The organism is Haloarcula limicola, from assembly GCF_010119205.1.
Classification (GTDB): Archaea; Halobacteriota; Halobacteria; order Halobacteriales; family Haloarculaceae; genus Haloarcula; species Haloarcula limicola.
This window is the reverse complement of sequence record NZ_WRXM01000002.1, coordinates 263,323-288,885: the sequence shown is the minus strand read 5'-3', so window position 1 is coordinate 288,885 and position 25,563 is coordinate 263,323. Positions and strand designations below refer to the sequence as shown.

The window sequence follows — 25,563 nt, the reverse complement described above, 5'->3', positions numbered from 1 at the left end:
CCTCAGCGAGAAAAAATCGAGCGGACCCGGTCGGCCGCGATCGGCGCGAATTTGCCGACTACGCACGCGCGCGTGTCGGATAAGATCGGTGGGGTCCCCCGGGGGCGCGCGCATCTTGGAGGTGCGCGCAGATGAGCGAACAGACGCGCGGGGTTGCACTTGCCGCGTTGCTGATAGTTTCGGCGCTGGTCGGCGTCGTTCCAGCTGGCGCGATTGGGACAGCGTCGGCACAGTCGGGACTGGTGACGATCCCGAACAGCAACGTGGCTGACCTCACGAACGGCACGGCACCAGTCGGGAAAGACGACCTCGAGGGCTCGGTCATGACGAGCTCTCACGCGGAGACGCTCGAGGTGTCGATCACGACCGGGGATCGCTCGACGGGACCGAACGCGACGCGACTCGGCTCGGGTGAGGATCTAGTACTGGTGTTCGCTGACGACGTCCACTCGGAGGGCCGGACCGTGGCGGTCCCGGCGACAGCGGTGCGCGAGGCGCTCGGCTACCGTCCGGCGGTCGTGTACGGATACAACAGTGACGGCTCGGAGTGGCAAAGTCGGGTCGAGCGACAGGGCGACCTCTATATCTTCGACATCCCGCACTTCTCGAGCAACACTGTCGAGTTCGGCGGGGAGGTCGTCGTGACCGGCGATCCGGCGGCCGACGGGTCGACGTACTCGTACGATATCAACAACGTCGACGCGGTCGACAACTATCGAATCAATCTGACGGGCTCGACGACGTACGAGACGGAGAGTCAGTCGGGCACGGTCGGTTCGGGCGGCTCGGTGCCGGTGTCGATTGCGGGCACCAGTGACCCGCTCGGACCGAACGGTGCGGCCGATCCCGAGCTCGAGGTGACTGGTGTCGAGACGACGACGGCCTGGTCGACGAGCGGGACCGCCAGCGACGGCGGGTCGATCGGAGTGACGCTGTCGGGGAACCAACCGGCACAGAACCCGACGGTGACGTTCACGGGCCGGGAGTCGACGTCGCCGCGGACAGTCTCGGGAACGGGACTCAGCAACGGGGACACGACGTCGTACACGGTCGGCGGGAACGCACCAGCGACGGATGTCTCGGTGACGTTCACGGGTCGGGAGACGACGGCGGCGGGCTCGGGAAGTGGGACCGGGAGCGGCTCGGTCAGCGTCGGCGGGAACCTCGAGCCGACGAGCGAGAGCGTCTCGATCACTGGCCGGGAGTCGTCGTCTTCGGAGACGGCGAGCGGGTCCGTCACGGGATCGGCCTCGGAGACGGTTAGCTATCAGGGCAATATCGGCGCGTCGGGCGGGACCATGACCGTCACGCCTCAGTTCACGACCTCGACGGAGGAAACCTCCGGGTATATCCGTCGCTTAGTGGACAATGGTCAGAATCAGAATCACACATGGACGATAGAGGGACCGCCTCGGGAAGTCCAATCGATCTATACGGAAACCTCGACCTCGGACGGCGATGGGGTGGCAATAGAGGATATGTCAGCGACCGTCGACATATACATGGTCGCGGGGACTGGGGACCCATTCAGCGGGACTAAGGTCGCTTCTGGTGTCTCGTTCAACGAGAATTCGCACCCCGACGATTATCAGACGACGGATATATCTAACTTCGACACGGGTGGCGCGAGTGCGGTTACGGTCGGATTTCACGTCAAATCTATTGATACAACATATGACTCGCCTCGACTTGCGTTTGAAGATTACTCGGACGAGGGTATCCGCTTAGAGCAAAGTTCCGCGACGGTCGATATAACGGACGAGAGTTCGACGAAGACCGTCTCGGCGTTATCGTCCGGGTCGTCGGGATCGACGAGCGTCTCGCTCTCGGGGTCGTCGACGACCTATGATTTCTCGGGGACCTATGAGTCGCTCGATTACTCGCTCGACTACTCGGCTAACTACGCGACAGAAAACCCGAGCGTCGATGTCGACGGGGACGGAACTGATGAAGCGAGCTGGTCGGGTGTCTACCGCTCGGGAGAGACGTCGTCGGGGAAGGCTGTCGACGGGCTCTCGCTCGGGAGTAACAGCGTCTCGACGACGACCTCGCTCGGACCGCAACCGGACTGGTCGATGAGCTGGACGGAGCGAACCGGGACCGAGAACCCGTCGATCGACATCGACAACGACGGGAGCACTGACGCGAGCTACTCGGGCGTGCTGTCCTCGGGCAAGACGGCCTCGGACAGCGCGGGGAGTCTGATGCTGTCCTCGGGGAGTCAGTACGCGAGCGTGTCGACGGCGGCCTCGAGCACAGATGTCGATATCTCGTTTACCGAGCACACGGCGACGGAGTCTCCGTCGATCGACGTCGACGGGGACGGGACCGCTGAGGCGAGTTACTCGGGCGTGATCCGTGGCGGCTCAAGCGTGACCGAGCCGATCGCGGCGGGCTCGCTCTCGTCGGGCTCGTCGACGATCGCGTTCTCGGAGTCCTCGGGTGAGGGCGTCGACTATCTCCTCGAGGCGACAGCCGTCGCGCATACCGAAGACCCGTTTATCGACGTCGACTCGGATGGGACGTACGAGGTCAAACGGTCGGGTATCATCTCGCCGGGGACGACCGAGACGTTCTCCGTCTCCGAGCTGGTGCTGTCCTCGTCGAGTCTCGACGTCCAAACCGATAGCGGGTCGAGCGTCCAGCTCAACACGACGTACCGCGAGCGGACGGAGACGCGGGACGTGACGGTGACGGTGAACGGAAACACGACGTCGTACGGCGGGACGCTCTCGGACGGCGAGACCGCGGCGCTGACGACTGACCCGAGCTGGGTCCGCGAGGGAACAAACGACATCACGGTGTCCGTCGGCGGCGACCTCGCGGCGGACGCGCCGAGCCCGGCGGTCGGGCTCGAGTACCGTCACGACGCGCTCGACGAACAGTCGGTCGATTTCTCGAGCGAGACGTGGTCGGAGCGGTACAACGTCTCGCGGACCTACGCGGACGGTGTGACGAACGCGACGCTGTCGATCCCGTTCTCGGGGAACGTCGTCGACGTGCGCGGGATCGAGACGCGAGTGAACGGCGGAACGTGGTCGTCGGTGCCGGAGTCTGACCGACAGTTCGACGGGACGCGTCTCGTCGCCGAGCTCGGCGATGTCCAGGCTGGCGACACGGTCGAAGTGCGGGCGAACGGGTCGAAGGTGAACGTCGGGAACGGCGAGATTCGCATCGACGAGCCGACGGTGGCGGGGAACTCTCTCGATACGCGCTTTACCGTGGTCGAACAGCGACCGGGGTTCTATATCGAGGTGAGCGAGACGGACGGCGGCTCGTACGTGCATCGAACGGTCAACGAGAGCTGGACCAGCGAGAACGACTATGTCGAGCTGACGGCGTCGGGAGAGCAATACCTGTTTCTCCCGAACGCGGCGAACGGATCGACGGCGCTGGTGAAGACGATCCCCCTCGAGGTCGGGATCGAGTCCGGTGACGTACACGTTCGCGTCGAAGAAGGCGGGGCGTCGCCGACACTCGCCGTCTCGCCGGGCTCGACGCCGAACGACGAGGTGTCGTACGTATGGGGTCAGACGGTCAGCGGGCGCGAGTACGAGCTGTTCTCGGAGTCTGCGGGACTGGTCCGCGACACGGCGACCGCGGAGTCTCCGGTAACGCTGGTCGACGACGACTCCTCGGAGACGCTGGTGATCCGGGAAGTGAACGACTCAACGACGTCGGGCGGGACCGCTGGCGGCGGGATCGGTCCGTCGTCGGTCGGGCCGGTCGACACGCAAGACGGACCGCTCTCGAGTCCGGTCGTGCTGGTAGCGATCGGCGTGCTGTCTGTCGGCGCTGTCGCGTTGCTCCTCCGACGGTTCGTCGATGATCGGATGTTCGTGCTCGGCGGGACGGCGGCCGCGGCGGGCGTCGTGGTCGTTGGGATCGGCGAGTCGTACCAGCCGGGAATCGTGCTCGGACCGCTCGGGGAGAACCTCGCTCAGATAGCGCCAGCGGTCGTGATAACGCTGGTCGGGTTCGGAGTGTACTACGCGTACAAGCGGTTCGTGGTCGGCCAAAAGACGATAATCGAAGTCGACGGAGAGCGGATCAGCCCATGATCGGTGAGCTGTTGCACGCGCTGGGTGTCTCGGGCTCGATAGTGACAGTCGTCTCGGCGGCGGTGATGTTCTATCACGGCCGGGAGGTGCTGTCGGTGCTGACTCGCGTCGGCGCGTGGGTACGTATCGGCGCTGTGTTCGCGTTCGTGGCCGTTGCGTTGAGCTCGGGCTTAGTGCCAGGCGTCGATGTCTCGCTCAACCTCGAAACGCTTTGGTCGTGGCTCTCAGGAGTTGCGTCATCGATTCCAATAAGAGAGATATGGCTCCCTGAAACCCACGGTCATTGATAGTTTATTGAGACTGTGATGAATACAAGGCACATCTCTTACAAATGGGCCTCCCTCGAAATTCGGGTCTATCCTTCAATGTAATAGTTAATCACCTGAGGGAACCATAATGGCAATCGTGAGGAGAAGGGCCGCTTAGAAGACGCATAGCGGAGGAGAGATCGATATACCGAATGAAAAGAGAATCTGGACGATGAAACCTAAGATGAGTAAACTAATCCCAAAAACTCCATCTACAGAACTTTCTACAAGATTATTTTCTATCTGCTGAGAGGAACCCGTGCCTCGACTGCCAACAATGGTGTAAGGGCCCTTCAATAGACTTCTACCTAAGACGACGGATCCAAAGACACTAATCAAAAGTCCGAATATTTGGTTCGGTAAAATCCCACACAAAACGGCATCAATTACTGCCGTAGTACCAATAATAAGTACAAGAATTATAATGTAGGTTAGCAAACGGTCTGCAAACGTATCAAGATACTTGTTCCTGACTCGACTCACACCCGATGGTTCATCAGATTCCTGCGATTCTGTGGGGTAATGTTCTTTTAGATGCTCCTTGACCTCCTTTGACTGGATTTTTCGCTGAATCCATGTTCCGATGCGATCTATGAGAGAGCGAAAATTCATCGGACACTCCTTGATACCTATGTGATTTAACAGAAGTACCATAAGCTTTCATCTGTTGTGTTCGCTCTACTGTATGGATTCGCTATTTTAGCATACTATTCCTCTCAAAATCTGAGTATTTCTAGAGAGTTCAAAATCCTGTTGCATCGTCCATAGATTATCTACCTGAGGAACAAGCATCTCTCTAACCCCCCCACACCGGGGGGTCACATCTCGATTTCAGACGAACTCTCGTTTTGCACACGCTACCGAATTGGTCAGTGTGCAATTTGCGGTCGTCGGGACCGGCGTGGTGACGGTCGTCATCGGTTCGTCGCGGGGACGGCGGAGAATATCACCGCTAATCAGGCGTCGAAGTAGGCGAAAAAACTAGACTTCCGGGGTACGTGTGCAATTCTATGCGACTGCGAATGACCGATCATCGAGAGCGGATGTTCGAGGCACTACTCGGCGCGACCGGCGAGAAAACCAAGAGCAAGGCTATCGACCAAGCGGTCAATCACTACTGTCTTTGTGCTGGGGAGAACGCCGCACATCCGAACGGGACGTACGAGAAACTCATGGAACGAGCTATTGAGCAGGGAAGCGTGACTCCCGAAGAGATCGCGGAGGTGCTGGGGACAGAGGAGTTGCCAGTAGACTACGAGCGAAAGTGGCAGGTGGGATGTCGATAAGTCCTACACATACAGGAGATGAATCAGTAGGAGAGAAGTGTTCGTAAGATTGGAAAACGACATATTTGGTTAGTCGCGGGATAGTTTGAATAGAGATAAGCAATTGAATACTGTCATGACGTCTGAAGAGGGCGAATCGGATGGAACTTGTCCCGATTGTGGAAAGGAGCGTGAGCCACAATGGATTCAGTATTCTGAGGAACCAGACAAAGACGAGCGTATAAAATTCGTATGTGGGGCTTGTAATCTCAGTTGGTTTCCGAAGTGGGGTAATGTGAGGGACGAATTAGAATACCCATATTGGTGATTTAGCTAATTTTAGATTAGATATGAGTGGAGAAGAAACGCCAGACCCTGACGAATTAGTAGTTCGAGCCAGCTATCGACTGCCAATTAATCCTGAAGAAGAGGATCTCTCAGGTATACAGGAGTATCTTCGGTTCTGTCTACAGCAAGATGGATTCATTCATGCTGATATTGACCTTGAGATCTGGGAGCCAGCGCCTCGTTCAATGACTTTCCATGCTGATCTTCCAAATCCAAACCCATCAATATTTGACAAATTGAAGCAAAAGTTCAGTTTATCGAGTGAAAGAGAGTTCAATAACAAATCGCACCTAACAAAACTCAGTAACAGAAGACCAGATTTGCCATATTCGATAATATTTCATTTTGTTCCAGTCCATCTCGAAGATGGACAAGAATTCGAATTGCAAATTGAATCGGAACCCACTGCACTGCAACAATATCGACAAGGCGTATTATCTGAATCGCGAGATTACGATGAGAAAAACGTCGCTCATACCAACAAACGCCAGGTAAGGCAAATCAGCAGCCGCCTTGGATTACAAGCTCTTCGACAACCATATATCGTAGCTGAATTCTTGGAACCTACAATCGCTCCACAGCAGCGTGATGTACTTGAGAAATCAGAATATGGGGCAACTGCCACTCAATATATCGATGAAGCAGACAAGTGTTTCCAGCGACGTGATTTCCGAGCGGCGCTGAACTGCTATATTCTCGCCATTGAATGGCTTATAATATCATATTTTGAAAATGAGGTGGACCGCGATCTGCTTGAGGAAGAAGAACAGCGTCAAGATATACACGGCGGATTCCAGTTATATCATCTTGTAGATTACTTAGACGACGAAAATATTGTCTCAACGACGACTATTGATAAATTGGAATCTTGGGCAGAAACAGAGCGTCATTGGATGGCTCATCACAAATTTGGAGAGATGCCAAGAGAAGATATTTACCCTATCAAAAAGCGAACGGAGGTTCTTTCAAAGGGCCTCTTCCCAGAAATAAAGTCTAGTCAATAGCTCAGAAGGCCTTAGTTGAGACGAACCCTCCACTTCAAGTGCATCGGGTGGAATCGCGGCGCGGAGTGGTGTGTGTTTTTGCGCCCAGCAGGGGGCGTGGCCTTAGCCACGACGATTAATCACATCTGTAACAATTATGGAAATCAGAAAATATTCTGGATGGTGTATACGAGCAGGGAAATCAGAACAAATAGAGATAGAATCATACCCCGGATTAACCATCTTGATGCACTTCTAGTTTGAAGGAAATCAGTCGGCTTTGTCTCAGACCAATAGGCAGTCTTGGTCTCTGGGGTTGTTTTCCTCTGAATCGATGGTGAGTTGAAGTGTTTTTCAATTTCGCGAATAGTCTCAGATTCAACAATCATAAAGTAACGATGCTTGATAAGAGCAACCGTCAATGAACTCGTGAGAAATATCGCCATAAGTAGAAGTGCCGATCGGATCTCCGGTTGATCAACAAGCTGAAATGCAATATACAGAATTCCACTGTTAACAGCAGCAGCCACTGAAGGGGTTTGCCATATTAAGTCATCATGCGTTTGCAGATAGTCGAAAGCTTGCTCATATTGTAGTTTTATAAAATCATCATCTACCTTCTCCGCACTTTGAGAGTCGGGGTCGCTCATTACTCTATGTGACATCCCAATCAACGAAAAGAGTCAGGGTGGGTTCAAGGGGGACGTTGGCTGTGCGGTGGCGGTAGTATTGCGGTTTTGCGGTGCGGTCCAGCCCGACCGAAGGGAGGGGTGGGTATTTAGATTGAGTACCCTTCGGTACACTACCTAAGGGGGCCTTGCCCAACTGGTGCGAAAGCGCCCGCGAAGCCACCGGCTGACGAGTCGAGCGACAGACAAAATTACACGGCTGAGGGGGTTGGAAGGCGATTGGTATATAAACGAAACCGGCCGCTGGATAGTGATGCCTCTCTGCTGGAGCCGCTTACCAGATGGGCCGGTCCACGTTGTGCTTACCGAGGAACCGTTCGTTGTTCACGACGCGACGGTCCTTTCGAACGTCGCCGTCCAGGCCGGTCCAGTCGATGAGCGCGTTCTCGAAGCGGTCCGTCGTGAGCGGTGAGGCTTCGGCAGCTTCGAGCCCCGAGCGGAGTATCTTCAGTATCTCCTGGAGGCTCACCGGCCGCTTCAGTTCCATCTTCAGCGGGTCTGTCGTCGAGTGGACCACGATGCCGTGGCGATTCGCCCAGCGCTCCAGGGCGCTCGGCTCGCCGTCTTCTCGGCGCGAGAACGGCGACGCTCGGTCGGCCACGCGCTTCAGCGAGTCCATGGTCGTATCTTTCGTCGCCTGCCAGCGCTCGGCGATCTCTTCGATTTGATCGCGGACAACGCCGTCGCGGAACCGAACCATGCCGTTGTCGACTTCGATGATATCGGCGAAGCGCTCGGCGGCGCGATAGACCGTCGACGCCGATTTCCCGGCCTCATCGGCGACCTCCTGGTAGTGCCGACCGCCGCCATCGGTCATCGCAACGAGCACGTCCCAGGCACCTTCGCTCGTCTCCGGACCAGCGAGCTGGTCGGCTGCGTCGGCGCGGGTTTGCTGTTCGAGGTCGGGCATCGGGTTCGGTCGCACGTCGATCGCGTCGTCAGCCTGCCCTGGCTCGAAGTACGGATCTTCAATCCAGACGTCCGAGTCGGGCGAGAAATCGACGCCAGCCCAGTGGAGCGCGTTCACGACGGTCTCGCGGAACTCCGCGACGGCCGTATCGTAACCAGTCCACTGAATCGGCGTCTCGCCGCTGGGGTAGTAATCGGCCCAGTACTGACACTCGATTTTGTGGTGGTACAGCGGGTCGTCGCTTGACGTCTTCGAACGGACCCACTTCGGTTGATAGCACTTCAGACCCTTCGCAAGCGTCTGATCGGGCAGTAGTCGTTTCCAGTTGTCGGGAGACAACGCCACAGCCTCGTAGTGTGCCTTGATTTCCTCGTGGTCCCAGTGGTGTTCACCGCGACCGCGCCCGTTCGAGAACTGAGAGAGGTGTTCGAGGACGCCGCCCTTCCCGGCGACCTTCCCTGTCGCAGTATCGCGCTCGATGCGCCCGTACAGTTCTAACGCGTAGATGCGCGACCACTCGTGAGCCTCGACGAAGTAGCCGGCGTCGATAGAGAGGTACGACGCAAGCGACTGGAGTAGTCCGAGCACTTCGAACTGCGAGAGGTTCGTTGACTCCACCTGAACACGGACAGACTCGGGACACTCAGTCGGCATGCCGCTGATGAGGTCGCCGGTCTCGACGTGGCATGCCTTGGGAAAACCGGGTCTGAAGGTAAAGTCAGCGCCCAGTTCGTTGTGTGGGTCGTCAGAAGCGTACACACCGAGCTTGTACTCGTTCATCGCCCCGTCGAACGTCGCCGATGGTGGGGATTCGATTTTCCCCTCCCAGTGATTCGACCGGGTGATTTCGTACTCGACGCCGTCGAAGGTGAACGTCTCCTCTCGCTCGTCGAGGTCCGGCTCGTACTGACTCACCATCGCCCAATACGGAGAAAGACCAGCCTCGTCGAAGATGGTGTGCGCGCCGATACGGTGGGGCTGGAGGTCGATGACGTCCTCGATGCTGGTGACGACACCCGTCACTGCGGCTCACCTCCGTCAGTCGCGTACTGACCGAGCGTCGCGGTCTCGGTTTCCGGTGAGGTCTCGCTCGTGTCGACGCTGTCAGGCGTGTAGCCAGCACTCACCTTCGCACGTTCTTCTTCGTCGCGCTCGCGCAATTCAGCGGCCGTCGGGCCGTCCTCGTTGGCGCAACAGTCACACGGCCGTCGTGGGCCGTGCGGGAGGCGTTCGGGGCGCTCGCCATGGAGGTCGAGCCACTCCTCGCGCTGGTCGAGGCGCTGCATGACCTTCGTCCGCGGCTCACGCTCGTGGCGGGCGGCCAGTCGGCGCTCGGCAGCTCGCCACGCGCGAACTCGCTCGACGCTGTCCATCCCGTCGATGAGCGTCAACACCATCTCCCGACGGAACTCGTGCGACAGCAGATCCCAGTCGAGCCATCGCGCCGGGTCTTCACCGATACGCTTCCGGATACCCTCGCAGTGCAACCGCTCGCGGCGGTCTCCCGCCTGTGACGTCGAGGGCATTAGTCATCTGCCTCCCCGCTGTCTGGACGTGCTCGACCAGCACGGTTTGCGGCCGCCCTGACACGGTTGGCCTGCTGAGGCTGAATCTCGCAGAAGTGACGCCAGATTATCATCCAGCGCCGCTCGCAGGGGACGCACATCTTGCGGGTGACACCGTCGGGCCAGCGAACCTCCGTGGTCCGATCGACGGCACCACAGGACTCACAGACGTCGTTGTGCGAGACCATCTACGCCACCTCCTCGCTGTCCTGCTGACGATCCCACTCGAACTCGTAGTCGGGCTCGAACTCGGGGTCTTCGAGCTTCGCGGCCAGCCCGTTATCACCACTGTTCGGACCGAACATCGAGAAGTCGGTTTCGCCGTCGTAGTCGACGCTTCGGTGGAGCTTCGAGCCGTTCCGGTAGCTGTAGAGGAACGTCTCGATCTCCTCGGTGACGTCGTCCCAGCCGTTCGGGAAGCACTGCTGGCAGAGGTCGAAATTCTCGACGCGACCGGAGTCGACAGCAGTGCGCTGCCAGCAGGTATCTGCGAGACACGGCGTCTCCAGCGTCACGTCGGTCGTCACGTGTCATCACCTCCGTCGGTGGCGATAGACTGTCCTCTCTCGTCGCTCCGAACGGCGTACGCTGAGGAAACGCCAGCAGCGTCGCGCTGGCGGGTCGCCGGGTTCGTACAGTCGGGACAGGCGCGGAGTTTGCCGTCGTTACCCGCTCGAACGCGGTGGTAGTCCGCGGAGACGTGCGCTCCGCAGTTGTCGCAGGACGGCATTAGGGATAGCACCTCCCGTCGTCGAGGGCCGGGCAGCGCTGTTGCGCGTCGGTAATCGGGAACCCGCAGAACTCGCAGACGAGTGGGGTTACCTCCGTCTCGGAGGTGTCGGAACTCACGCCGACCACCTCGCACTTAAAGACGGGTGTTTACTGCACTTGGCAGTAATCAGGAATTTGGTTGCAGTAGCTCTGTGCGTCGCGTAATTTCCATCCGGGTAGAAATTGAGTGGGACCGCCGAGATTCGAACTCAGGTCCGACGCACCCCATGCGCCGAGGATACCGCTACCCCACGGTCCCGCACTCGGGAGGAGGGGGGTGTTTTAATTAAGGGCTTCGCTTCGCCGGCGCCGTGGGCCGGTGTGTCGGGGTCAGACCAGCACGCGTTCGAGGGCGACGACGGTGCCGCTGTCGGCGTCGGGGTCGCCGACCAGCGTGCCGAGACAGACGGCCGCCCCGTCCGGGGTGTAGCAGGCGACGAGCGACTCTCGTTCGAGAGCGGCGTCGCCGATCTCGGCCGGGGACGCGTCGATGACGCCGGGGGCGAACACCGACGCGCCGTCGGCGACTTCGCGGGCGGCGCTGGGGGCGATAGTCACCCGCGGCAGGTGGACGAGCGCGCGTTCGGCGGGCTGGATGGCCTCGCGAAGCGGGGCCGTGTCGCCGTCTTCCTCGGCGAAGGCCAGCGCGTCCACGAGGTCGTGCATCGTCACGAGGTTGCTATCGTCGAAGGTGCCCGTGGCGGTGCGGCGGAGGTCGCCCATGTGCGCGCCGGTGCCGAGCGCCAGCCCGATGTCGTGACAGAGCTTCCGGACGTAGGTGCCCGACGCACAGCGGACGCGCAGGAGCGCGCGGCGGTCCTCCCGTTCGAGGACGTCGAGGGCGTGAATGGTGCGAGTGCGTAGCTGTCGTTTGACGGCGCTCTTCCGGGGCGGTTTCTGGTAGATCTCGCCCTCGAACTCGGCGACGACCGTCTCGAAGTCCGCCGGGGCGTCGCCGTGGAGTTCGAGGACGGCGACGTACTCCTTGACGGCGTCGTCGAAGACGCGGGCCGCCCGCGCGGCGTCGCCCAGCAGGATCGGGAGGCAGCCGGTGACCTTCGGGTCGAGCGTGCCGCCGTGGGCCACGCGGTCCTGTCCGGTGGCGTCGCGGACCCACGCGGCGACCTGGTGGGCGGACGGTCCGGGCGGTTTATCGAGGTTGACGACGCCGAACGACTGGAGGGAATCGGGCTCTCGCTCTCCGGGTGGGCCACGGAGGGGCATGGTCAGAACTCGTACCGGATGTTCTCGATGGGGGCTTTCCCCTCGTCGCCGTCGGCGCGGTAGGAGTCGATGGCGTGGAGCGTCACGCTCAGGACGCCCTGCGGGTCCCAGCGGGCGGTGTTGACCGAGAGGTCGTAGATAGAGAGGTCGTCGAAGTTGATGTCGTAGTAGTCGTTGTACCGTTGGGCCTCGCTCTGGCCGCGCTCTTGGGTCTCGGCGCGGGCCTGTTCGAATGGCTTGTTCTCCCGCTGGGCGATGCGGTCGGCGCGGACGTCTAACGGCGCGGTGAGCCAGAGTTTGATGTCGGCGTACTCACCGGCCATCCAGCCCGCGAGCCGCGATTCGAGCACGAGGTCGTCGCGCTCGGCGGCGATATCACGCAGGCGGCAGTCCAGGTCGCGGTCGATCTGGTCGTCCTCTTCTGCGGCCTTGTTCAGTTCCAGCGGCGTCATCCCCCGCTCCTCGGCCAGCGAGCGGAAGATGTCCCCGCCGCTGACGTGGTCGTAGGAGAGCGCGTCGGCCAGGCTCTTGGCGAGCGTGCTCTTGCCGCTCCCAGCCGGGCCGGAGACGGTGATCAACATGGTCGTTCTCCGAGGGAGGCGATAAAAGGAGTTGTGTCTTCACGCGGCCACGGGCGGTCGCGAAAGCGGCGATTGACCCGGTCGCGGGTTAGCTCGCGGTCGGGCTGGTCTCGACGTTGAGCGCCTTTCGGATGATCTGGGTGAACGAGATGGAACAGAGGAAGTACCAGACGATCCACGCCTGCATCGGTCCGGCGACGCCCTCCTGCCAACTCTGGACTTCGCCGAGAATGGGGAACGTCATGACCGGTGCCTCGACGGTCATCCCGGTGCCGAACACCATCCAGTAGATCCAGAGGAAGACGGGGATGTTGATGAGCATGATCCAGACCATCGGGCGGAACATGGCGAACATCGACCCCATCTGCTCGGTCATTGCCTCCATCTGCTCCTGCTCGATGCGCTCGACGGCCTCGTCGTCGCCGCGTTCCTTGGCGTCTTCGAGGCGGTTCTGGATGTCTTTGATCTGTTCTTGACTGTCCTGCATCCCGTCCATGTCCATCAGCTGGTCCTGCAGAATCGAGGACGTGGTGCCGGTGAAGACCGCCAGGACGAGAATGACGACGTAGAACGGGAGGATTTCGGCGAGTGGTCCCAGTCCGATGTCGATGACGCCGCCGATGGCGTCGCGGACCGAAGTCAGCGAGTAGCCGGCGAACAGGCCGAGCGTCGCGAGCCCGGCGAGTTTGTCCCACGTGCTCCAGCCCCCGTCGTCGTCGTCCTCGGCCGGTTCGGGGTCCGACTCCTCGAGCGCCTCGCGGACGCCCTCGGGGTCGTCGACGACGAACCCCTCGCCGTCGGCGTCGATGAGCAGGCCGGATTCGATGAGTCGGCCCCACTCGCCGCTCGTGAGGTCGTCGCTGACGTCACTCCACGTGACGGTGCCCTTCTCCTCGGCGACCGAGAGGACCGTCGCGAGCGCGTCGGTCATCGCTTCGCCTTCGTCGGCGAGTCGGTCTACCTTCGGCGCGGTGCGTGCCATTGTACTGTGTTCAGCGATGACGGCTTATCAACGTTTATTCTACGCGGGCGTCGACCGCGGTCTCGATGTCGTCCCAGACCTCATCGGGGGGCTGCTCGCCGTCGATGATGACGAAGGACTCGTTGTTCTCGTAGTGGTCGATGACGGGCGCGGTGTTCTCCTCGAAGACGTCCAGTCGGTTGCGCACCGACTCCTCGTTGTCGTCGTCGCGCTGGATGAGCTCGCCGCCGCACTCGTCGCAGACGCCCTCCTCCTCGGGCGGGTTGAACTCGACGTGGTAGTTCGCACCGCAGTCGTCACAGACCCGGCGGCCGGTCAGGCGCTCGACGAGTTCCTCGCGGGGGACTTCCAGCGAGAGAATCACGTCGAGGTCGGTCATCCCTTCGAGTTCCTCGGCCTGATCGAGATTGCGCGGGTAGCCGTCGAGGACGAACCCGTCAGCCTCTGAAAGGGCTTCCTCGACGATGGCGTTGACCACGTCGTCGGGCACCAGGTCGCCGGCTTCCATGTACTCGCGGGGCGTGTCGTACTCCGTGTCCATGTCGCTGATGTCCATGTCCTTGTTGTTCCGGAGCGCGTCGCCGGTCGTGACGTGTTCCACGTCGTACTCCTCGGCGAGGTTCGCGCTCTGGGTCCCCTTACCGGCTCCCGGCGGCCCGAGAATCAGGATTCGTGGGTTCGGCATGCTCGCGAGTTCTGCGGCGCGCGTTAAATGGTTGTCCAAACGCGATTCGGCGGGGCGGTTTCGGTCTCCGGGACCCAAACCGGTAAACTCGACGCGACCCACGCTAGGGCATGCTCGACGCAGGGGACTCGGCTCCCGAAATCAGCGCACAGAATCAGCACGGTGAGACGGTCAGCCCCGACTTCTCGGCCCCGACGGTCGTCTACTTCTACCCGGAGGACTTCACCGGCGGGTGTACCATCCAGGCCCGCGACTTCCAGGAGGTCCTCCCGGAGTTCCGCGAGGGCGGCATCACCGTCTACGGCGTCTCGATGGACGACGTGCCGACCCACGAGGAGTTCGCCGAGGAGGAGGGACTGCTGTTCGACTTGCTCGCGGACCCCGAGGGCACCGTCGCCGAGGCGTTCGGACTGGACACGAGCGAGGGCCGCACCGACCGGCGGACGTTCGTCCTCGCCGACGGCGAGGTGAAGGCGGTGTACGACCCCGAGCTCTCCGACCCGTCGGGACACGCCGAGGAAGTGCTCAACGACGCGCGCAACGAGTACGTCCAGGGCGGCTAGGCGACCGGCTCGACCGACGCTGTCGAGGCCCTCAGAGCCACGGCGTCTCGGGGTCGACCGGGTTCGACGGGGACTCCCCGCGGAGGACGGCCGCGACGTCGCTGGCGACGCCCCGGGAGAGGTCCGAGCGGCTCTCCTCGGAGTACCAGCCGACGTGTGGCGTGAGAACCACGTCCTCTCGGTCGAACAGCGGGTTGTCCGGGGACGGCGGCTCGCTGTCGAGCACGTCGAGCCCCGCTTTCGCTATCTCGCCGTCGTCGAGCGCCGCGACCAGCGCGTCCTCGTCGATGACGGGTCCGCGCGACGTGTTGACGACGACGGCGTCGTCGCGCATGCGTTCGAACTCCTCGGTCGAGAACAGATGGCGGGTCTCCTCGAACAGCGGCGTGTGGACCGAGAGGAAGTCCGAGCGGTCGAGGAGTCCGCCGAAGTCGACCTTCTCGACGCCGTAGTCCTCCATCGTCGCCGCGTCGACGTTCGGGTCCTGCGCGACGACGTCGAGTCGGTACGCGCGGAGCTTCGACGCGAGGCGGCGAGCGATGCGTCCGAACCCGGCGAGACCGAGCGTGCGACCCGACATCCGATGGAGCGGCTGGCCGGTCGACCAGTCCCACGTCCCGCCCTTGACCTCCCGGTCGTAGTGCGGGACCGCTCGGACGCAGGCGAGCAGCAGCGAGAGCGCGTGGGTCGACACCTCGTCGAGGCAGTAGTCGGGGACGTTCACGACGGTAATCCCGTGTTCGGCGGCCGCGTCCACGTCGATGTTGTCGACGCCGATACCCGCCCGTCCGACGACCCGGAGCGTCTCGGTCCCCGCGAGGACCGCTTCGGTGACGGGCGTGCCCGCGTCGACGATGATCCCGTCCGCGCCCCGGACGGCGTCGGCGACCGTCGACTCGGTCTTCTCGTCGAGGAGTTCGATCGTCGCGCCCGCGGCCTCCAGGATCTCCGACTGCGTCGTCGGGTCGACCGTCTTGTTATCGGAGAGAACGACCGTGTAGTCCATGCCGATGCTCCGAGGGGGTACTACAAAGAGCCTGCCCCGACGTGGCCCGTCGAACGGGGGCGGTGCTCGGCAGACGAGCCGAGCGTCGGCAAAACGTGACCGTTCGACTGGTCGGCCATAAGACATATTCCCCCGACTGAGAGAGGAGGGACAATGCGACTCAACTTTCTCCGCCGGCTCAGAGCGGCGTTCTCACGGGATGACCCCGCGTCCGGTCAGTCGTCGAACTCGCCGGACTGGGCGACGACGGCGCTTCGGACCTGCCCGGACTGCGAGAAGACGTTCATCGTCGACGAGATGGACGCGTGTCCGGACTGCGGGACGGCCGTCGAGGTGACGCCGACCGAGCGGGACCTGGGACTGCGATAGCCGGTTCGCCGGACGGTCGGCCGGCGATTCGAATCAGAAAACCCGCGCGCCGCGGCCGATACGGGTCTGGTAGACGCGGGCGTCGATACCGCGGTCGCCGAAGGTGTCGAGCATCGTGCTGGCGATGGCTCGCTGGCGCGTTTCCTCGCAGGCGGCGATGACCGTCGGCCCGGCCCCGGAGATGGTGACGCCGGTCGCGCCGGCCGAGAGCGCCGCCTCTCTGACCTCCTCGTAGCCGTCGATGAGTTTCGCCCGCGAGGGCGTGACCACCGTGTCGTGCATCCCCTCGCCGACGAGTTCGGGGTCGTCGCGGTGCATCCCGGTCGTGAGCGTGGCGGCGTTGCCGACGGTCTCGACCAGCTGCTCGACCCGGGCCGTCTCGGGGACGACCCGGCGGGCGTCCCGCGTCGACACGACGATGTCGGGGAGACAGGCCACCAATGGGATGGACGCGTCGACCTGCCGGACGCCCGCTTCGGTGGCGATGGTGAACCCGCCCATGATCGAGGGGGCGACGTTGTCGTCGTGGGCGTCCCCCGAGACGACGGCCTCGCCCTTCGCGGCGATGGGCACCAGCTCCTCGCGGGAGTGTCCCCGGTCGTACAGTTCGTTGAGGCCGACGGCCGCGGCGGCGGCGCTCGCCGCCGACGAGCCGAGTCCCGACGCCGGCCGGACGCCCTTGTCGATCTCGATGTGCGCGGGCGCGTCGAGCGCGTCGGCGACCGCGCCGACGGTGTTCTTCTCCGGGTCTTCGGGGATGAACTGGCTCCCGGCTCCCGTCACCTCGATGGTCGTCCGGTCGGCCCTCGAGAGGCGGACGACGTCCGCCGGGCGCTCCAGCGCGACGCCGAAGACGTCGAAGCCACTCCCGAGGTTCGCACTGGTGGCCGGCGCCCGGACGGTCAGCATGCCTGCGATTTTCCCCAGTATCATCAAAAAGGTAGCGAACCGCCCCAGCGGCCCGCGAAACAGTCTCAGGATTGAGAACGCCGCCCAAAGCGCTAAGACGCGGAGCGGTGTCCGACAGGCAAAGAGAGCCATGGACGGTAACGTCGCGACGCTGGTCGTCGTCGGGAGCCTCGTCGGTGGCGTCTGTAGCCTCGGTCTCGCCGCCGTCGCGTGGCGGAACCGGTCGGTCTCGGGCGCGGTCCCCTTCGGTTGGCTCATCGTCGCCGCCGGCGGCTGGTGCCTTCTCAATGCCGCCTGGCTACTCACGGCCAACCAGCAGGTTGCGGCCACGCTGTTCTTGCTCATCAGGATCACCTCCGGGGCGATGGTCGGTCTCTGGGTCGTCTTCGCGCTCACGTACACCGGCCGACGGGAGTGGCTTACGCCGGTCCGCGTGGGCGTCCTGTTGCTGCTCCCGTCCGGCTACGCCCTGCTGGTGCTGACCAACTCGCTACACGGGCTCGTCGTCGCCGACGTCACGCTGGTGACGCGGAACGGGCTGTCGCTGTTCGTCGGCCGGACGGGGACGGCGTACGCGATACAGACGGCGGTCTCGTTCGGGCTCATCGGGGCCGGCTACGCCCTGCTCGGCGAGTTCCTGTTGCGCTCTCGGAACCTCTATCGGAAGCAGACCTTCGCGGTGCTCACCGGTGGGGTACTCACCGCCGGCGCACACGCGCTGTTCGTCCTCGGCGCGACGCCGCACCCGGGGATCAATCCCGCGCCGCTCACCTTCGCGCTCAACGGCCTGCTCGTCGGCGTCGCGCTGTTCCGCTACGACTTCCTCACCGTCGCACCGCTCGCCGGCGACCTCCTCGTCGACGAACTGCCCGACCCCGTGCTGGTGCTCGACACCGAGGGGACGGTCATCGACTACAACGCGGCCGCGACCGCCGAACTGGGGGACGACCTCAACGGCGCGCACCTCCCCGACGAGGACCCTCGATTGCTGGCACAGATCGAGCGCGGCGAGTCGTTCGCCGCGCCCGGAACGCAGCGGTACTACGTCCCGCAGACGAGCGAGATAACCGACCAGCACGGGACCGCCCGCGGCCGATTGGTCGTCCTTCGGGACGTGACCGGACAACGCCGCCGACAGGACCGGCTCGAAGCGCTGCAGGCGGCTACCCGCGAGTTCATCGAGGCCGACCAGCGAGAGACGGTCGCGGAGCTGACCGTGGCGTTCGCGACGAGCACGCTCGACCAGAACGCCGCCGGCGTGTTCCTGTGTAACGAGCGTGGACATCTCGAACCGGCGGCTCTCAGCGACGCCGTCGAGGCGCAGGTCGACGACGACCTGCTCTACGTCGACCCGGCGGAGACGCCGGACCGCCACCTCTGGCGGACCTACGAGAGCGGCGAGCGCCGCGTCGCGTCGTTCGTCGACGAAAGCGTCGGCCCCTTAGAGACGTCGCTCATGCTGCCCCTCGGTGACCACGGCGTCGTCGCCGTGGGCTCCGAGGGCGAGACGTACGCCCCGGAGGACCAGCAGTACGCGGAGATCCTCGCGCGGACGACGCAGGTCGCCCTCGAACAGGTCGAACGCGAGCGCGAACTTCGCGAGAGCCGGGCCTCCGTCGAGCGCCGAAACGAGCAGATCGAGTTCTTCAACGGCGTGTTGCGTCACTCGCTCCGAAACGCCATGCTGGTCGTGGGTGGGCGCGCAGAACACCTCCGCGAGCACGTCCCGCCGGACCAGCGCCGTCACGTCGACAGCATCGAGCAGTGGTGCGAGAAGCTCACGGCGATGAGCGAGACCATCCGCGACATCAACGAGACGGTGGCCGCGAGCGAGGGGAAGCGACTCGAGACGGTCGACCTCTCGGCGGCGGTCCGGCGCGTGGTCGAGACGACCGGTGCCGACTACCCGGACGCGACGATCACGCTCGACGTGGGCGAGACGCGGGTGCTGGCGAACGGCCTCGCCGAGGCGGTGCTGGCGAGCGTCGTCGAGAACGCCCTCGAACACAACGCGGGCGACCCGCACGTCGAGATCACCACGCGGGACGCCGGCGACTGGGTACAGGTCCACGTCGCCGACGACGGGCGCGGTATCAGCGACGAGCTGAAGGCGACGGTGTTCCGGCGCTCGCTCACGCCCAACCAGACCGCCGGCGGGTTCGGCCTCTACTTCGTCACCGTGATGATGGACCTCTACGGCGGCAACGTCTGGTTCGAGGACAACCACCCGACCGGGACCGTCGCCGTCCTGGAATTCCAGCGGGCGGGAGACGGCGATTCGGCCGCCGAGTCGTCGGCGGTCGACGGTTCAGCGGCCGACGACTCGGCGGCCGCGACCGAGGAGACGGCGACTGCAGACGTTGGGGTCGAAGCGCAAGGTAAATCTCCGGACGACTGGTAGGGCGGGTATGATTGGTGTCGTCGGCGGCGGTATCGCCGGCCTCTCCGCGGCGTACCGGCTACAGCAGCAGGGCCACGAGGTCCGCGTCTTCGAAGCGAGCGACGACCTCGGCGGGCTGGCCGCGGTGTACGAGACCGCCGGCGACCCCATCGAGAAGTTCTACCACCACCTCTCGAAGTCGGAGGAGACCATCGTCGAACTCGCCGAGGAACTCGGCCTCGGACGAGACGTCGAGTGGCGCATCGGCAAGAACGCCTACTACGTCGACGGCGTCGTCCACCCGATGGACAAGCCCTGGGAGATCCTCGCCTACCCCCACCTCTCGCTGTACGACACGTTCCGGCTGGGGATGCTCGTCCTCGACGTCGATATGCGGGGCGGCGTCCCCTCCTTCGACAGCTACGAGCGACTGGAGGACTACGAGGACGTGCCCATCGAGCAGTTCGTCGTCGAGCACACGACCCGAGGCGTCTACGAGAACTTCTTCGAGCCGCTGCTGGACGCGAAGTTCGGCGACCGGAAGGACGACGTGAGCGCCGCGTGGCTGCTGGGCCGCGTGAAGTTCCGCGGCGAGCGCGACATCCTCAACGGGGAGATTCTCGGCTACCTCGACGGCGGCTTCGGTCGCCTGCTGGACGCGCTCGTCGAGGCCGTCGGCCGCGAGAACATCGAGACGGGCACGCGCGTGACCGGACTCGATACGTCCGGCCGCGAGGTCGCGTCGCTGACCGCCACCGACGGCGAGGCGACGACGACCCACGACGTCGACAGCGTCGTCGTGGCGACGATGCCGGACGTGCTCGAAGACCTCACCGGCTACGCCTGCGAGATCGACTTCCAGGGGACGGTCTGTTCGGTGATCAGCATGGAGGAGTCGCTGTTCGACACCTACTGGCTCAACATCGCCGACGAGGCTCCCTTCGGCGCGCTCATCGAGCACACGAACTTCGTCCCCGCCGAGCGCTACGGCGGCGAACACCTGCTGTACGTCGCCCGGTACGTCCAGTCGCCCGAGGAAGACATCTGGCAACAGGACGACGAGGAAGTCAGAGAGACGTGGCTCTCGGGCATCGAGGACCTCTTTCCGGAGTTCGACCGCGACGCCGTCAACTGGGTCAAAACGGCGCGCAACCCGCGGACCGCGCCCGTGTACGAGCGGGGCTATCTCGACATGGTGATCCCCTACGACCTCGCTGACGAGGTGGCCGAGGGCGTCTACTACGCCGGGATGGCTTCGAAGGCACAGTACCCCGAGCGATCGCTCAACGGCGGTGTGGTGGCTGGATACGAGTGTGCGGATAGAGTTGCTCAACGAGCAACTAAACGAGCGGGGAGCGCAGCGACCCGCGAGTAGGGAGACTCCGAGTGAAACGAGGAGTCTCCGACGACGAGCGGCGTAGCCGCGAGTAGGGTGGCCCGAAGGGCCACCGAGATGTGAGCGGCGTAGCCGCGAGCAGAGTTGCTCAACGAGCAACTAAACGAGCGGGGAGCGCAGCGACCCGCGAGTAGGGAGACTCCGAGTGAAACGAGGAGTCTCCGACGACGAGCGGCGTAGCCGCGAGTAGGGTAGCCCGAAGGGCCACCGAGATGTGAGCGGCGTAGCCGCGAACAGCGCTGCTCGCAGAGCGACGAAACGCGCCGTCACCGAGGTCGGACTTTTACGGGCGGAGACCGAACGGCGAGTCGATGCACCGACGGACGCTTCTCGCCGGGTTCGCGGGGCTCTTCGGTGGCTGTGCGGGACTCGGAGCGAACGCCGGGAGTGCCGCCGACTCGGTGACGCCGGCTCCGGTGCCGTCGGCGACAGAGACGGCGAGACGGGGCCGGGAACGGGATCCGTTCGACGGCCGGACCTGTCCCACGTTCGACGTTCGGACCGACCAGACGGTCTGTTCGCACACGCAGTCGGAGACCGCTCCCCTCGCTCTCACGCCGAGCCGCCCCGTGGTCGCGCTCGCCGACGGCGTCCCCGCGAGCCCGCTCTGGATCACGCTCCAGTGGCGCGGCGCGGGGGACCTCTCGGTGTTCGCCGAGAGCTGGTACCTCCGGCGGCGGACAGGCGACGAGTGGACGCCGGCCGCCGTCACGCCCTCGTCGTCGCGGCTGGTCACCCTCGACCCCGGCGAGCAGTTCGCGTGGGTTCTCGGCGGCGACTCGACGACGCGGGCGGTCACCGTCGACGCGACGCTCGAACCCGGTAGCTACGCGTTCGCGGTACAGACCGTCGGGGCGGAGAGCCGGCTGCACTCCGAGTGTCTCGCGCTGTTCGATGCCGTCGAAGAGCGGGGCTGACCGGTGCGAATCAGTCGCTTCGCGCGCTCTCGTCGTCCGCGCCGGGGGCGTCGGAGACGGAGACGTCGCCGGGCTCGTCCTGTCCGCCGACGATCACCTCGCCGTCGTCGGTCTCGACGTAGACGTCGTCGGCGAACCCGCCCTCGGCGTGGGGGTGTTCGGGGTCGTCGAGTTTCTCCGGCGTCGAGGGGGCCTCTCGGATGCCGTCGCCCGGCCGGAACGCGCCGAGCGGGTCCGCGATGGTGATGCCGTGTCGCTCGAAGAAGCCGGCGTAGCGGTCGTAGTGCTCCTGCAGTTCGTCGCTCGGGAACTCCATCATCTCCGTCCAGCCGTGGTTGTAGAAGTCGAAGTTGGCCTGGACGTGGGTTATCTCGCGGGCCTCGGCCTCCGGGTAGCCGGCGTCGAGCGCCGCGACGTAGGTGTCCATCGTCGCGTCGAAGAAGTCCGCCAGGTGCGGTCGGCGTTCCGTCGCCCGCCCGTCGGCGGACTTCTCGGCGAAGTAGTCCGCGTGGAAGTCGACCAGCCGGTCGTTGACCTTCTGGCCGACCACCGGGAGCGTCAGCGCCTGCTTGGCCGCGAAGTGCTTGACGTTCTGACGGAGTTTCATGGTGTCCGAATTGAGGGCGCGAGCGCCTTCAATGCCCCGATACCGCACCTCTCGCCGGCTCGGTCCGATGCTATCGCAAACGATACGGAGATAGCAATCCACTTTAAGCCCGATTTCCTATCCACCGTACATGAGCACGTCGCACGTGATTATCGGAGACGGCATCGCGGGTGCCTCCGCGGCCGAAACAATTCGGGAGGACGACCCGGACGCAGACGTCACCATCATCACCGACGAGGGCGAGGCCCTCTACAACCGCATCCTGATCAAGGAGTTCGCCAAGGGGAAGCTCCCCGAAGCCCCGATCTCGATCCACGAGCCCGAGTGGTACGAGGAACGCGACATCGACCTCGAACTCAACACGCACGTCACGGACATCGACCCCGACGCTCACGAGGTCAACACCCATAGCGGGACCACCTACCACTACGACAAGCTCCTCCTCGCCACCGGCGGGACACCGGCGCAGCTCCCCGTCGAGAACAGCGACGCGGACGGCGTCCACCACTTCTGGACGTTCCAGGACGCCCGCGGCATCCGGGAGCACGCCGACGAGTCCGACACCGGCATCATCGTCGGGGCCGGCCTGCTCGGCATCGACCTCGCGGCCGTCTGTGCCGCCCAGGAGATCGACGCCAAGTTCCTCATGCGCGGGAACCGCTGGTGGCGCTACGCGCTCTCGGAGGACGGCGCGGAGATCATCCACGACGCCCTGCGCGAGAACGGCGTCGAACCGGTCTTCGAGTCCGGCGTCGACAGGTTCGAAGTCGACGACGACGGCCACGTCACGGGCGCCGTCGACCCCGACGGCAACCACTACGACGGCGAGTGGGCCGGCGTCGCCATCGGCCTCGACTTCAACACGGAGTTCCTCGCCGGCTCCGGGCTCGAACTCGACGACGGCGTCGTCGTCGACGAGTACATGCAGACGAACGTCGAGGACGTCTATGCCGCCGGCGACCTCACGAAGTTCTACGACACCATCCTCGACGCGCAGGCGCAGAACGGCGCGTGGGGGTCGGCCAAGGAACAGGGCTCCGTCGCAGGGTCGAACATGGTCGCCGACGACGAGGCCGAGGCCTTCCGCTGGGTCTCCTCGTACTCCATCACCCACTTCGACTTCCCGTTCCTCTCCTTCGGACACCCGACCCGCGGCGACGACGAGATCGAGCAGAAGTACTCCGACACCGAGTGGCGGCGGCTCGCCTTCGAGAACGGGCAGTTGGTCGGCGGCGTGCTCATCGGCGACCTCTCCCAGCAGTCGAAGTTCAAACAGCTCATCCGCGAGGAGCGACAGGTCGCGGACAAGAAGGAGCTCCTCGTCGAGAAGGAAGTCGACTTGGAGGAAGTGAAGGCTCAGACCGCAGCGCCCGCGGAATAGCCGTCTCCGTCGCGACGTTCTACGCTCCCATCACGACGGCCGCGTGATCGGCACACGCTTTTTTGCTTCCCGCGACCGTCTATTCGAGTATGTTCCGAGCGCTCGCCCGGCGACTCGTCGCGCTCCTGACTCGCGGTGGCGACGCGGGCGACGACGCCGACGAGAGCGAGACCGGTGGATTCGCGGGCTCTCGGCTGGACGCCTCGGTGAACGAGAGCCACGGCGAGAGCGGGCGCGAAGCGGCCCGCGAGATGGCGGACGTGCAACGCCAGGCCGAACTGCTGGGCGCGCAAGACCGCCACCGACGATAGGGAAAACGACGCCCTTTTTTCCGCGGGAAGCGGAGTCACGCGCATGGACGGCGGCAGCGGCGACATGACGCTCGCCTTCGACTTAGACGCGCTGCGGGAACTGGCCTACCCGGACAGCGTGTTCAACGACGCGCGCCAGTGGTCCGAGTACGTCGGCGTGATCTCCGACCAACCCACGTACGTCGTGACGAACTTCACGCGCAAGCATCGCATCCGACAGGACTTCTTCTCCGGTCCGCGCGGCCGCGAGGAGAGCCTCGAAAACGTCAGAGAGCAGTTCGATACCGACCGGCACGTCTTCGTCGGCACCGAGGACGCCGACGCCGACCTGGCCGAGGCCGCCGGCTGGGAATACCTCCCCGTCGAACAGGCCGCCGAGGCCGCCGACTGGGAACTGGGCGAACCCGACGCCCCCGCGGCGACGACCAACGAGGACGACGAGCGCGACGACTGGCCGTAGGCGACGAGTACGTCTCGTCTCGGCGATGGTTTTCGAGCGGGAGCAGTTGGTTTTATTACGAAGTCCGCCGGGAATCCATTTATGTCCCTCAGCATCGGTGCGGCCCTCCGAAACGGTTTCGACGACTTCGCGTCCGAGAAGGGCGCGCTCTTCACCGCGGTGTTCGTCCTCCTCGGCATCGCCAACGCGGTGTTCTCCCAGACGTTCTCGGTGGCGCTGTACGAGCGACTGTTCGATTTCATCCCGACCACGCCGGAGAACCAGGCGCAGCTGGAACAGGCGCGACAGGCAGTCGTGGAGCAAGCGCCGCTGTCGCTCGGGACCTCCCTCGCCGTTGCGCTGTTGGGTCTCTTCGTCCTGTTCCTGATCGCCGAGGTGCTCCGAATCGTCGCCATCCGTGCCTTCGCCGACGACGCGGGCAGTCCGCTCCCCGACGACGCCACGCGAGCGCTCGGCTCGACGGCACTGACCGCGATACTCGCGGCCATCGTGACGGGTATCGTCGTCGCGATCGGGACGGCCCTCTTCGTCATCCCCGGTATCGTCGCCGTCATCCTGTTCGCCTTCGTCCGACAGGAGATCGCGCTGAACGACAGCGGCGTCGTCGAATCCATCCGCAACAGCGTCGGCCTCGTCACCGACGACGCCCTCGCGGTGACGGGACTGCTCGTCGTCCTCGTCCTCCTGGGAATCGTCGTCGGGGTCCCGCTCTCGCTCGTTCCGATTCCGCTCTCGCCGGTCGTGACGCTCGCGGTCAACACGATCGTCGGGCAGTTGGTCGCCGTCTACGGCATCGCCGTCCTCACGGACGCCTACCAGCAGGTCACGACGGAATCCGTCACCGAAGACGAGTTCGCGGTGTAGCGTCGATCGGCGACGATAATCGGACGAC

The 25,563-nt window shown here is 63.7% G+C and carries 25 protein-coding genes and 1 tRNA gene; 13 read left to right on the top strand and 13 right to left on the bottom strand.

What is annotated here, in order from left to right; genetic code table 11:
• Positions 1-131: 131 nt before the first annotated feature.
• The 4 genes from GO488_RS10920 (at position 132) to GO488_RS10905 (ending at position 6,986) form a co-directional block, all read left to right on the top strand.
• On the top strand, positions 132-4,061 hold the full coding sequence (locus GO488_RS10920; RefSeq protein WP_162317856.1) for a hypothetical protein: 3,930 nt from the start codon (positions 132-134) through the stop codon (positions 4,059-4,061).
• A complete protein-coding gene (locus GO488_RS10915; RefSeq protein ID WP_162317855.1) occupies positions 4,058-4,348 on the top strand; it encodes a hypothetical protein in 291 nt (96 codons plus the stop codon). The genes GO488_RS10920 and GO488_RS10915 overlap by 4 nt, the downstream gene beginning before the upstream one ends.
• 1,064 nt (positions 4,349-5,412) lie before the next feature.
• The gene (locus GO488_RS10910) at positions 5,413-5,655 is read left to right on the top strand and encodes a hypothetical protein (protein ID WP_241692930.1); all 243 of its coding nucleotides are present in this window, start codon (positions 5,413-5,415) and stop codon (positions 5,653-5,655) included.
• Positions 5,656-5,984: 329 nt separating this feature from the next.
• Positions 5,985-6,986: a hypothetical protein gene (locus tag GO488_RS10905; protein WP_162317853.1), complete on the top strand. Its 1,002-nt coding sequence runs from the start codon at positions 5,985-5,987 to the stop codon at positions 6,984-6,986.
• A gap of 143 nt (positions 6,987-7,129) precedes the next feature.
• On the opposite strand, the gene GO488_RS10900 is transcribed toward GO488_RS10905, so the two are convergent.
• From GO488_RS10900 to GO488_RS10855, 10 genes are all read right to left on the bottom strand, one after another.
• Positions 7,130-7,615: a hypothetical protein gene (locus GO488_RS10900; protein ID WP_162317852.1), complete on the bottom strand. Its 486-nt coding sequence runs from the start codon at positions 7,613-7,615 to the stop codon at positions 7,130-7,132.
• A 313-nt stretch (positions 7,616-7,928) separates the two neighbouring features.
• Positions 7,929-9,587: a DUF7845 domain-containing protein gene (locus GO488_RS10895; protein WP_162317851.1), complete on the bottom strand. Its 1,659-nt coding sequence runs from the start codon at positions 9,585-9,587 to the stop codon at positions 7,929-7,931.
• Positions 9,584-10,090 carry a hypothetical protein gene (locus GO488_RS10890; protein ID WP_162317850.1) on the bottom strand — a complete coding sequence of 169 codons (507 nt, stop codon included), beginning with the start codon at positions 10,088-10,090 and terminating at the stop codon, positions 9,584-9,586. Before GO488_RS10890 ends, GO488_RS10895 begins: the two co-directional genes overlap by 4 nt.
• A gap of 227 nt (positions 10,091-10,317) precedes the next feature.
• Positions 10,318-10,656, bottom strand: a complete 339-nt coding sequence (locus tag GO488_RS10885) for a hypothetical protein (protein ID WP_162317849.1) — start codon at positions 10,654-10,656, stop codon at positions 10,318-10,320.
• Complete coding sequence (locus GO488_RS10880) at positions 10,653-10,859, bottom strand: DUF7563 family protein (protein WP_162317585.1); 207 nt, start codon at positions 10,857-10,859, stop codon at positions 10,653-10,655. Before GO488_RS10880 ends, GO488_RS10885 begins: the two co-directional genes overlap by 4 nt.
• 229 nt (positions 10,860-11,088) lie before the next feature.
• Positions 11,089-11,159: transfer RNA gene (locus GO488_RS10875), tRNA-Pro, on the bottom strand.
• A 71-nt stretch (positions 11,160-11,230) separates the two neighbouring features.
• Positions 11,231-12,124, bottom strand: a complete 894-nt coding sequence (locus tag GO488_RS10870; protein ID WP_162317848.1) for an RNA-guided pseudouridylation complex pseudouridine synthase subunit Cbf5 — start codon at positions 12,122-12,124, stop codon at positions 11,231-11,233.
• A 2-nt stretch (positions 12,125-12,126) separates the two neighbouring features.
• On the bottom strand, positions 12,127-12,705 hold the full coding sequence (gene cmk, locus GO488_RS10865; RefSeq protein WP_162317847.1) for a (d)CMP kinase: 579 nt from the start codon (positions 12,703-12,705) through the stop codon (positions 12,127-12,129).
• A gap of 88 nt (positions 12,706-12,793) precedes the next feature.
• Positions 12,794-13,687, bottom strand: a complete 894-nt coding sequence (locus GO488_RS10860; protein ID WP_162317846.1) for a DUF106 domain-containing protein — start codon at positions 13,685-13,687, stop codon at positions 12,794-12,796.
• 34 nt (positions 13,688-13,721) lie between these two features.
• Positions 13,722-14,372 carry an adenylate kinase gene (locus tag GO488_RS10855; RefSeq protein ID WP_162317845.1) on the bottom strand — a complete coding sequence of 217 codons (651 nt, stop codon included), beginning with the start codon at positions 14,370-14,372 and terminating at the stop codon, positions 13,722-13,724.
• 110 nt (positions 14,373-14,482) lie between these two features.
• On the opposite strand from GO488_RS10855, the gene GO488_RS10850 reads away from it, so the two are divergent.
• Positions 14,483-14,935, top strand: a complete 453-nt coding sequence (locus tag GO488_RS10850) for a peroxiredoxin (protein WP_162317844.1) — start codon at positions 14,483-14,485, stop codon at positions 14,933-14,935.
• Between the two features lie 31 nt (positions 14,936-14,966).
• Here GO488_RS10850 and GO488_RS10845 read toward each other — a convergent pair whose 3' ends face one another.
• Positions 14,967-15,941, bottom strand: coding sequence for a C-terminal binding protein (locus tag GO488_RS10845; protein ID WP_162317843.1), 975 nt, complete (start codon positions 15,939-15,941; stop codon positions 14,967-14,969).
• Between the two features lie 153 nt (positions 15,942-16,094).
• On the opposite strand from GO488_RS10845, the gene GO488_RS10840 reads away from it, so the two are divergent.
• The gene (locus GO488_RS10840) at positions 16,095-16,310 is read left to right on the top strand and encodes a hydrogenase maturation nickel metallochaperone HypA (RefSeq protein WP_162317842.1); all 216 of its coding nucleotides are present in this window, start codon (positions 16,095-16,097) and stop codon (positions 16,308-16,310) included.
• Positions 16,311-16,343: 33 nt separating this feature from the next.
• Here GO488_RS10840 and GO488_RS10835 read toward each other — a convergent pair whose 3' ends face one another.
• Positions 16,344-17,219: a homoserine kinase gene (locus GO488_RS10835; RefSeq protein ID WP_162317841.1), complete on the bottom strand. Its 876-nt coding sequence runs from the start codon at positions 17,217-17,219 to the stop codon at positions 16,344-16,346.
• Positions 17,220-17,349: 130 nt separating this feature from the next.
• Here GO488_RS10835 and GO488_RS10830 point away from each other — a divergent pair, with 130 nt between their 5' ends.
• The 3 genes from GO488_RS10830 to GO488_RS10820 all read left to right on the top strand — a co-directional run bounded on the left by GO488_RS10830 (position 17,350) and on the right by GO488_RS10820 (position 21,912).
• Positions 17,350-19,620: a sensor histidine kinase gene (locus tag GO488_RS10830; protein WP_162317840.1), complete on the top strand. Its 2,271-nt coding sequence runs from the start codon at positions 17,350-17,352 to the stop codon at positions 19,618-19,620.
• Positions 19,621-19,627: 7 nt separating this feature from the next.
• On the top strand, positions 19,628-20,974 hold the full coding sequence (locus GO488_RS10825) for an NAD(P)/FAD-dependent oxidoreductase (protein WP_162317839.1): 1,347 nt from the start codon (positions 19,628-19,630) through the stop codon (positions 20,972-20,974).
• A 332-nt stretch (positions 20,975-21,306) separates the two neighbouring features.
• Positions 21,307-21,912 (top strand): hypothetical protein, encoded by a 606-nt coding sequence (locus tag GO488_RS10820; protein WP_162317838.1) that lies wholly within the window; start codon positions 21,307-21,309, stop codon positions 21,910-21,912.
• Positions 21,913-21,922: 10 nt separating this feature from the next.
• Here the strand turns inward: GO488_RS10820 and GO488_RS10815 are convergent, their stop codons facing one another.
• Positions 21,923-22,519, bottom strand: coding sequence for a DUF6149 family protein (locus GO488_RS10815; RefSeq protein WP_162317837.1), 597 nt, complete (start codon positions 22,517-22,519; stop codon positions 21,923-21,925).
• 130 nt (positions 22,520-22,649) lie between these two features.
• Between GO488_RS10815 and GO488_RS10810 the strand changes: the two genes are divergently transcribed.
• The 4 genes from GO488_RS10810 to GO488_RS10795 all read left to right on the top strand — a co-directional run bounded on the left by GO488_RS10810 (position 22,650) and on the right by GO488_RS10795 (position 25,535).
• The gene (locus GO488_RS10810; protein ID WP_162317836.1) at positions 22,650-23,900 is read left to right on the top strand and encodes an NAD(P)/FAD-dependent oxidoreductase; all 1,251 of its coding nucleotides are present in this window, start codon (positions 22,650-22,652) and stop codon (positions 23,898-23,900) included.
• 89 nt (positions 23,901-23,989) lie between these two features.
• Complete coding sequence (locus tag GO488_RS10805; RefSeq protein WP_162317835.1) at positions 23,990-24,211, top strand: hypothetical protein; 222 nt, start codon at positions 23,990-23,992, stop codon at positions 24,209-24,211.
• Positions 24,212-24,254: 43 nt separating this feature from the next.
• Positions 24,255-24,671 carry a DUF7124 domain-containing protein gene (locus GO488_RS10800; protein WP_162317834.1) on the top strand — a complete coding sequence of 139 codons (417 nt, stop codon included), beginning with the start codon at positions 24,255-24,257 and terminating at the stop codon, positions 24,669-24,671.
• Between the two features lie 81 nt (positions 24,672-24,752).
• Positions 24,753-25,535 (top strand): DUF7847 domain-containing protein, encoded by a 783-nt coding sequence (locus GO488_RS10795; RefSeq protein ID WP_162317833.1) that lies wholly within the window; start codon positions 24,753-24,755, stop codon positions 25,533-25,535.
• Positions 25,536-25,563: the final 28 nt, after the last annotated feature.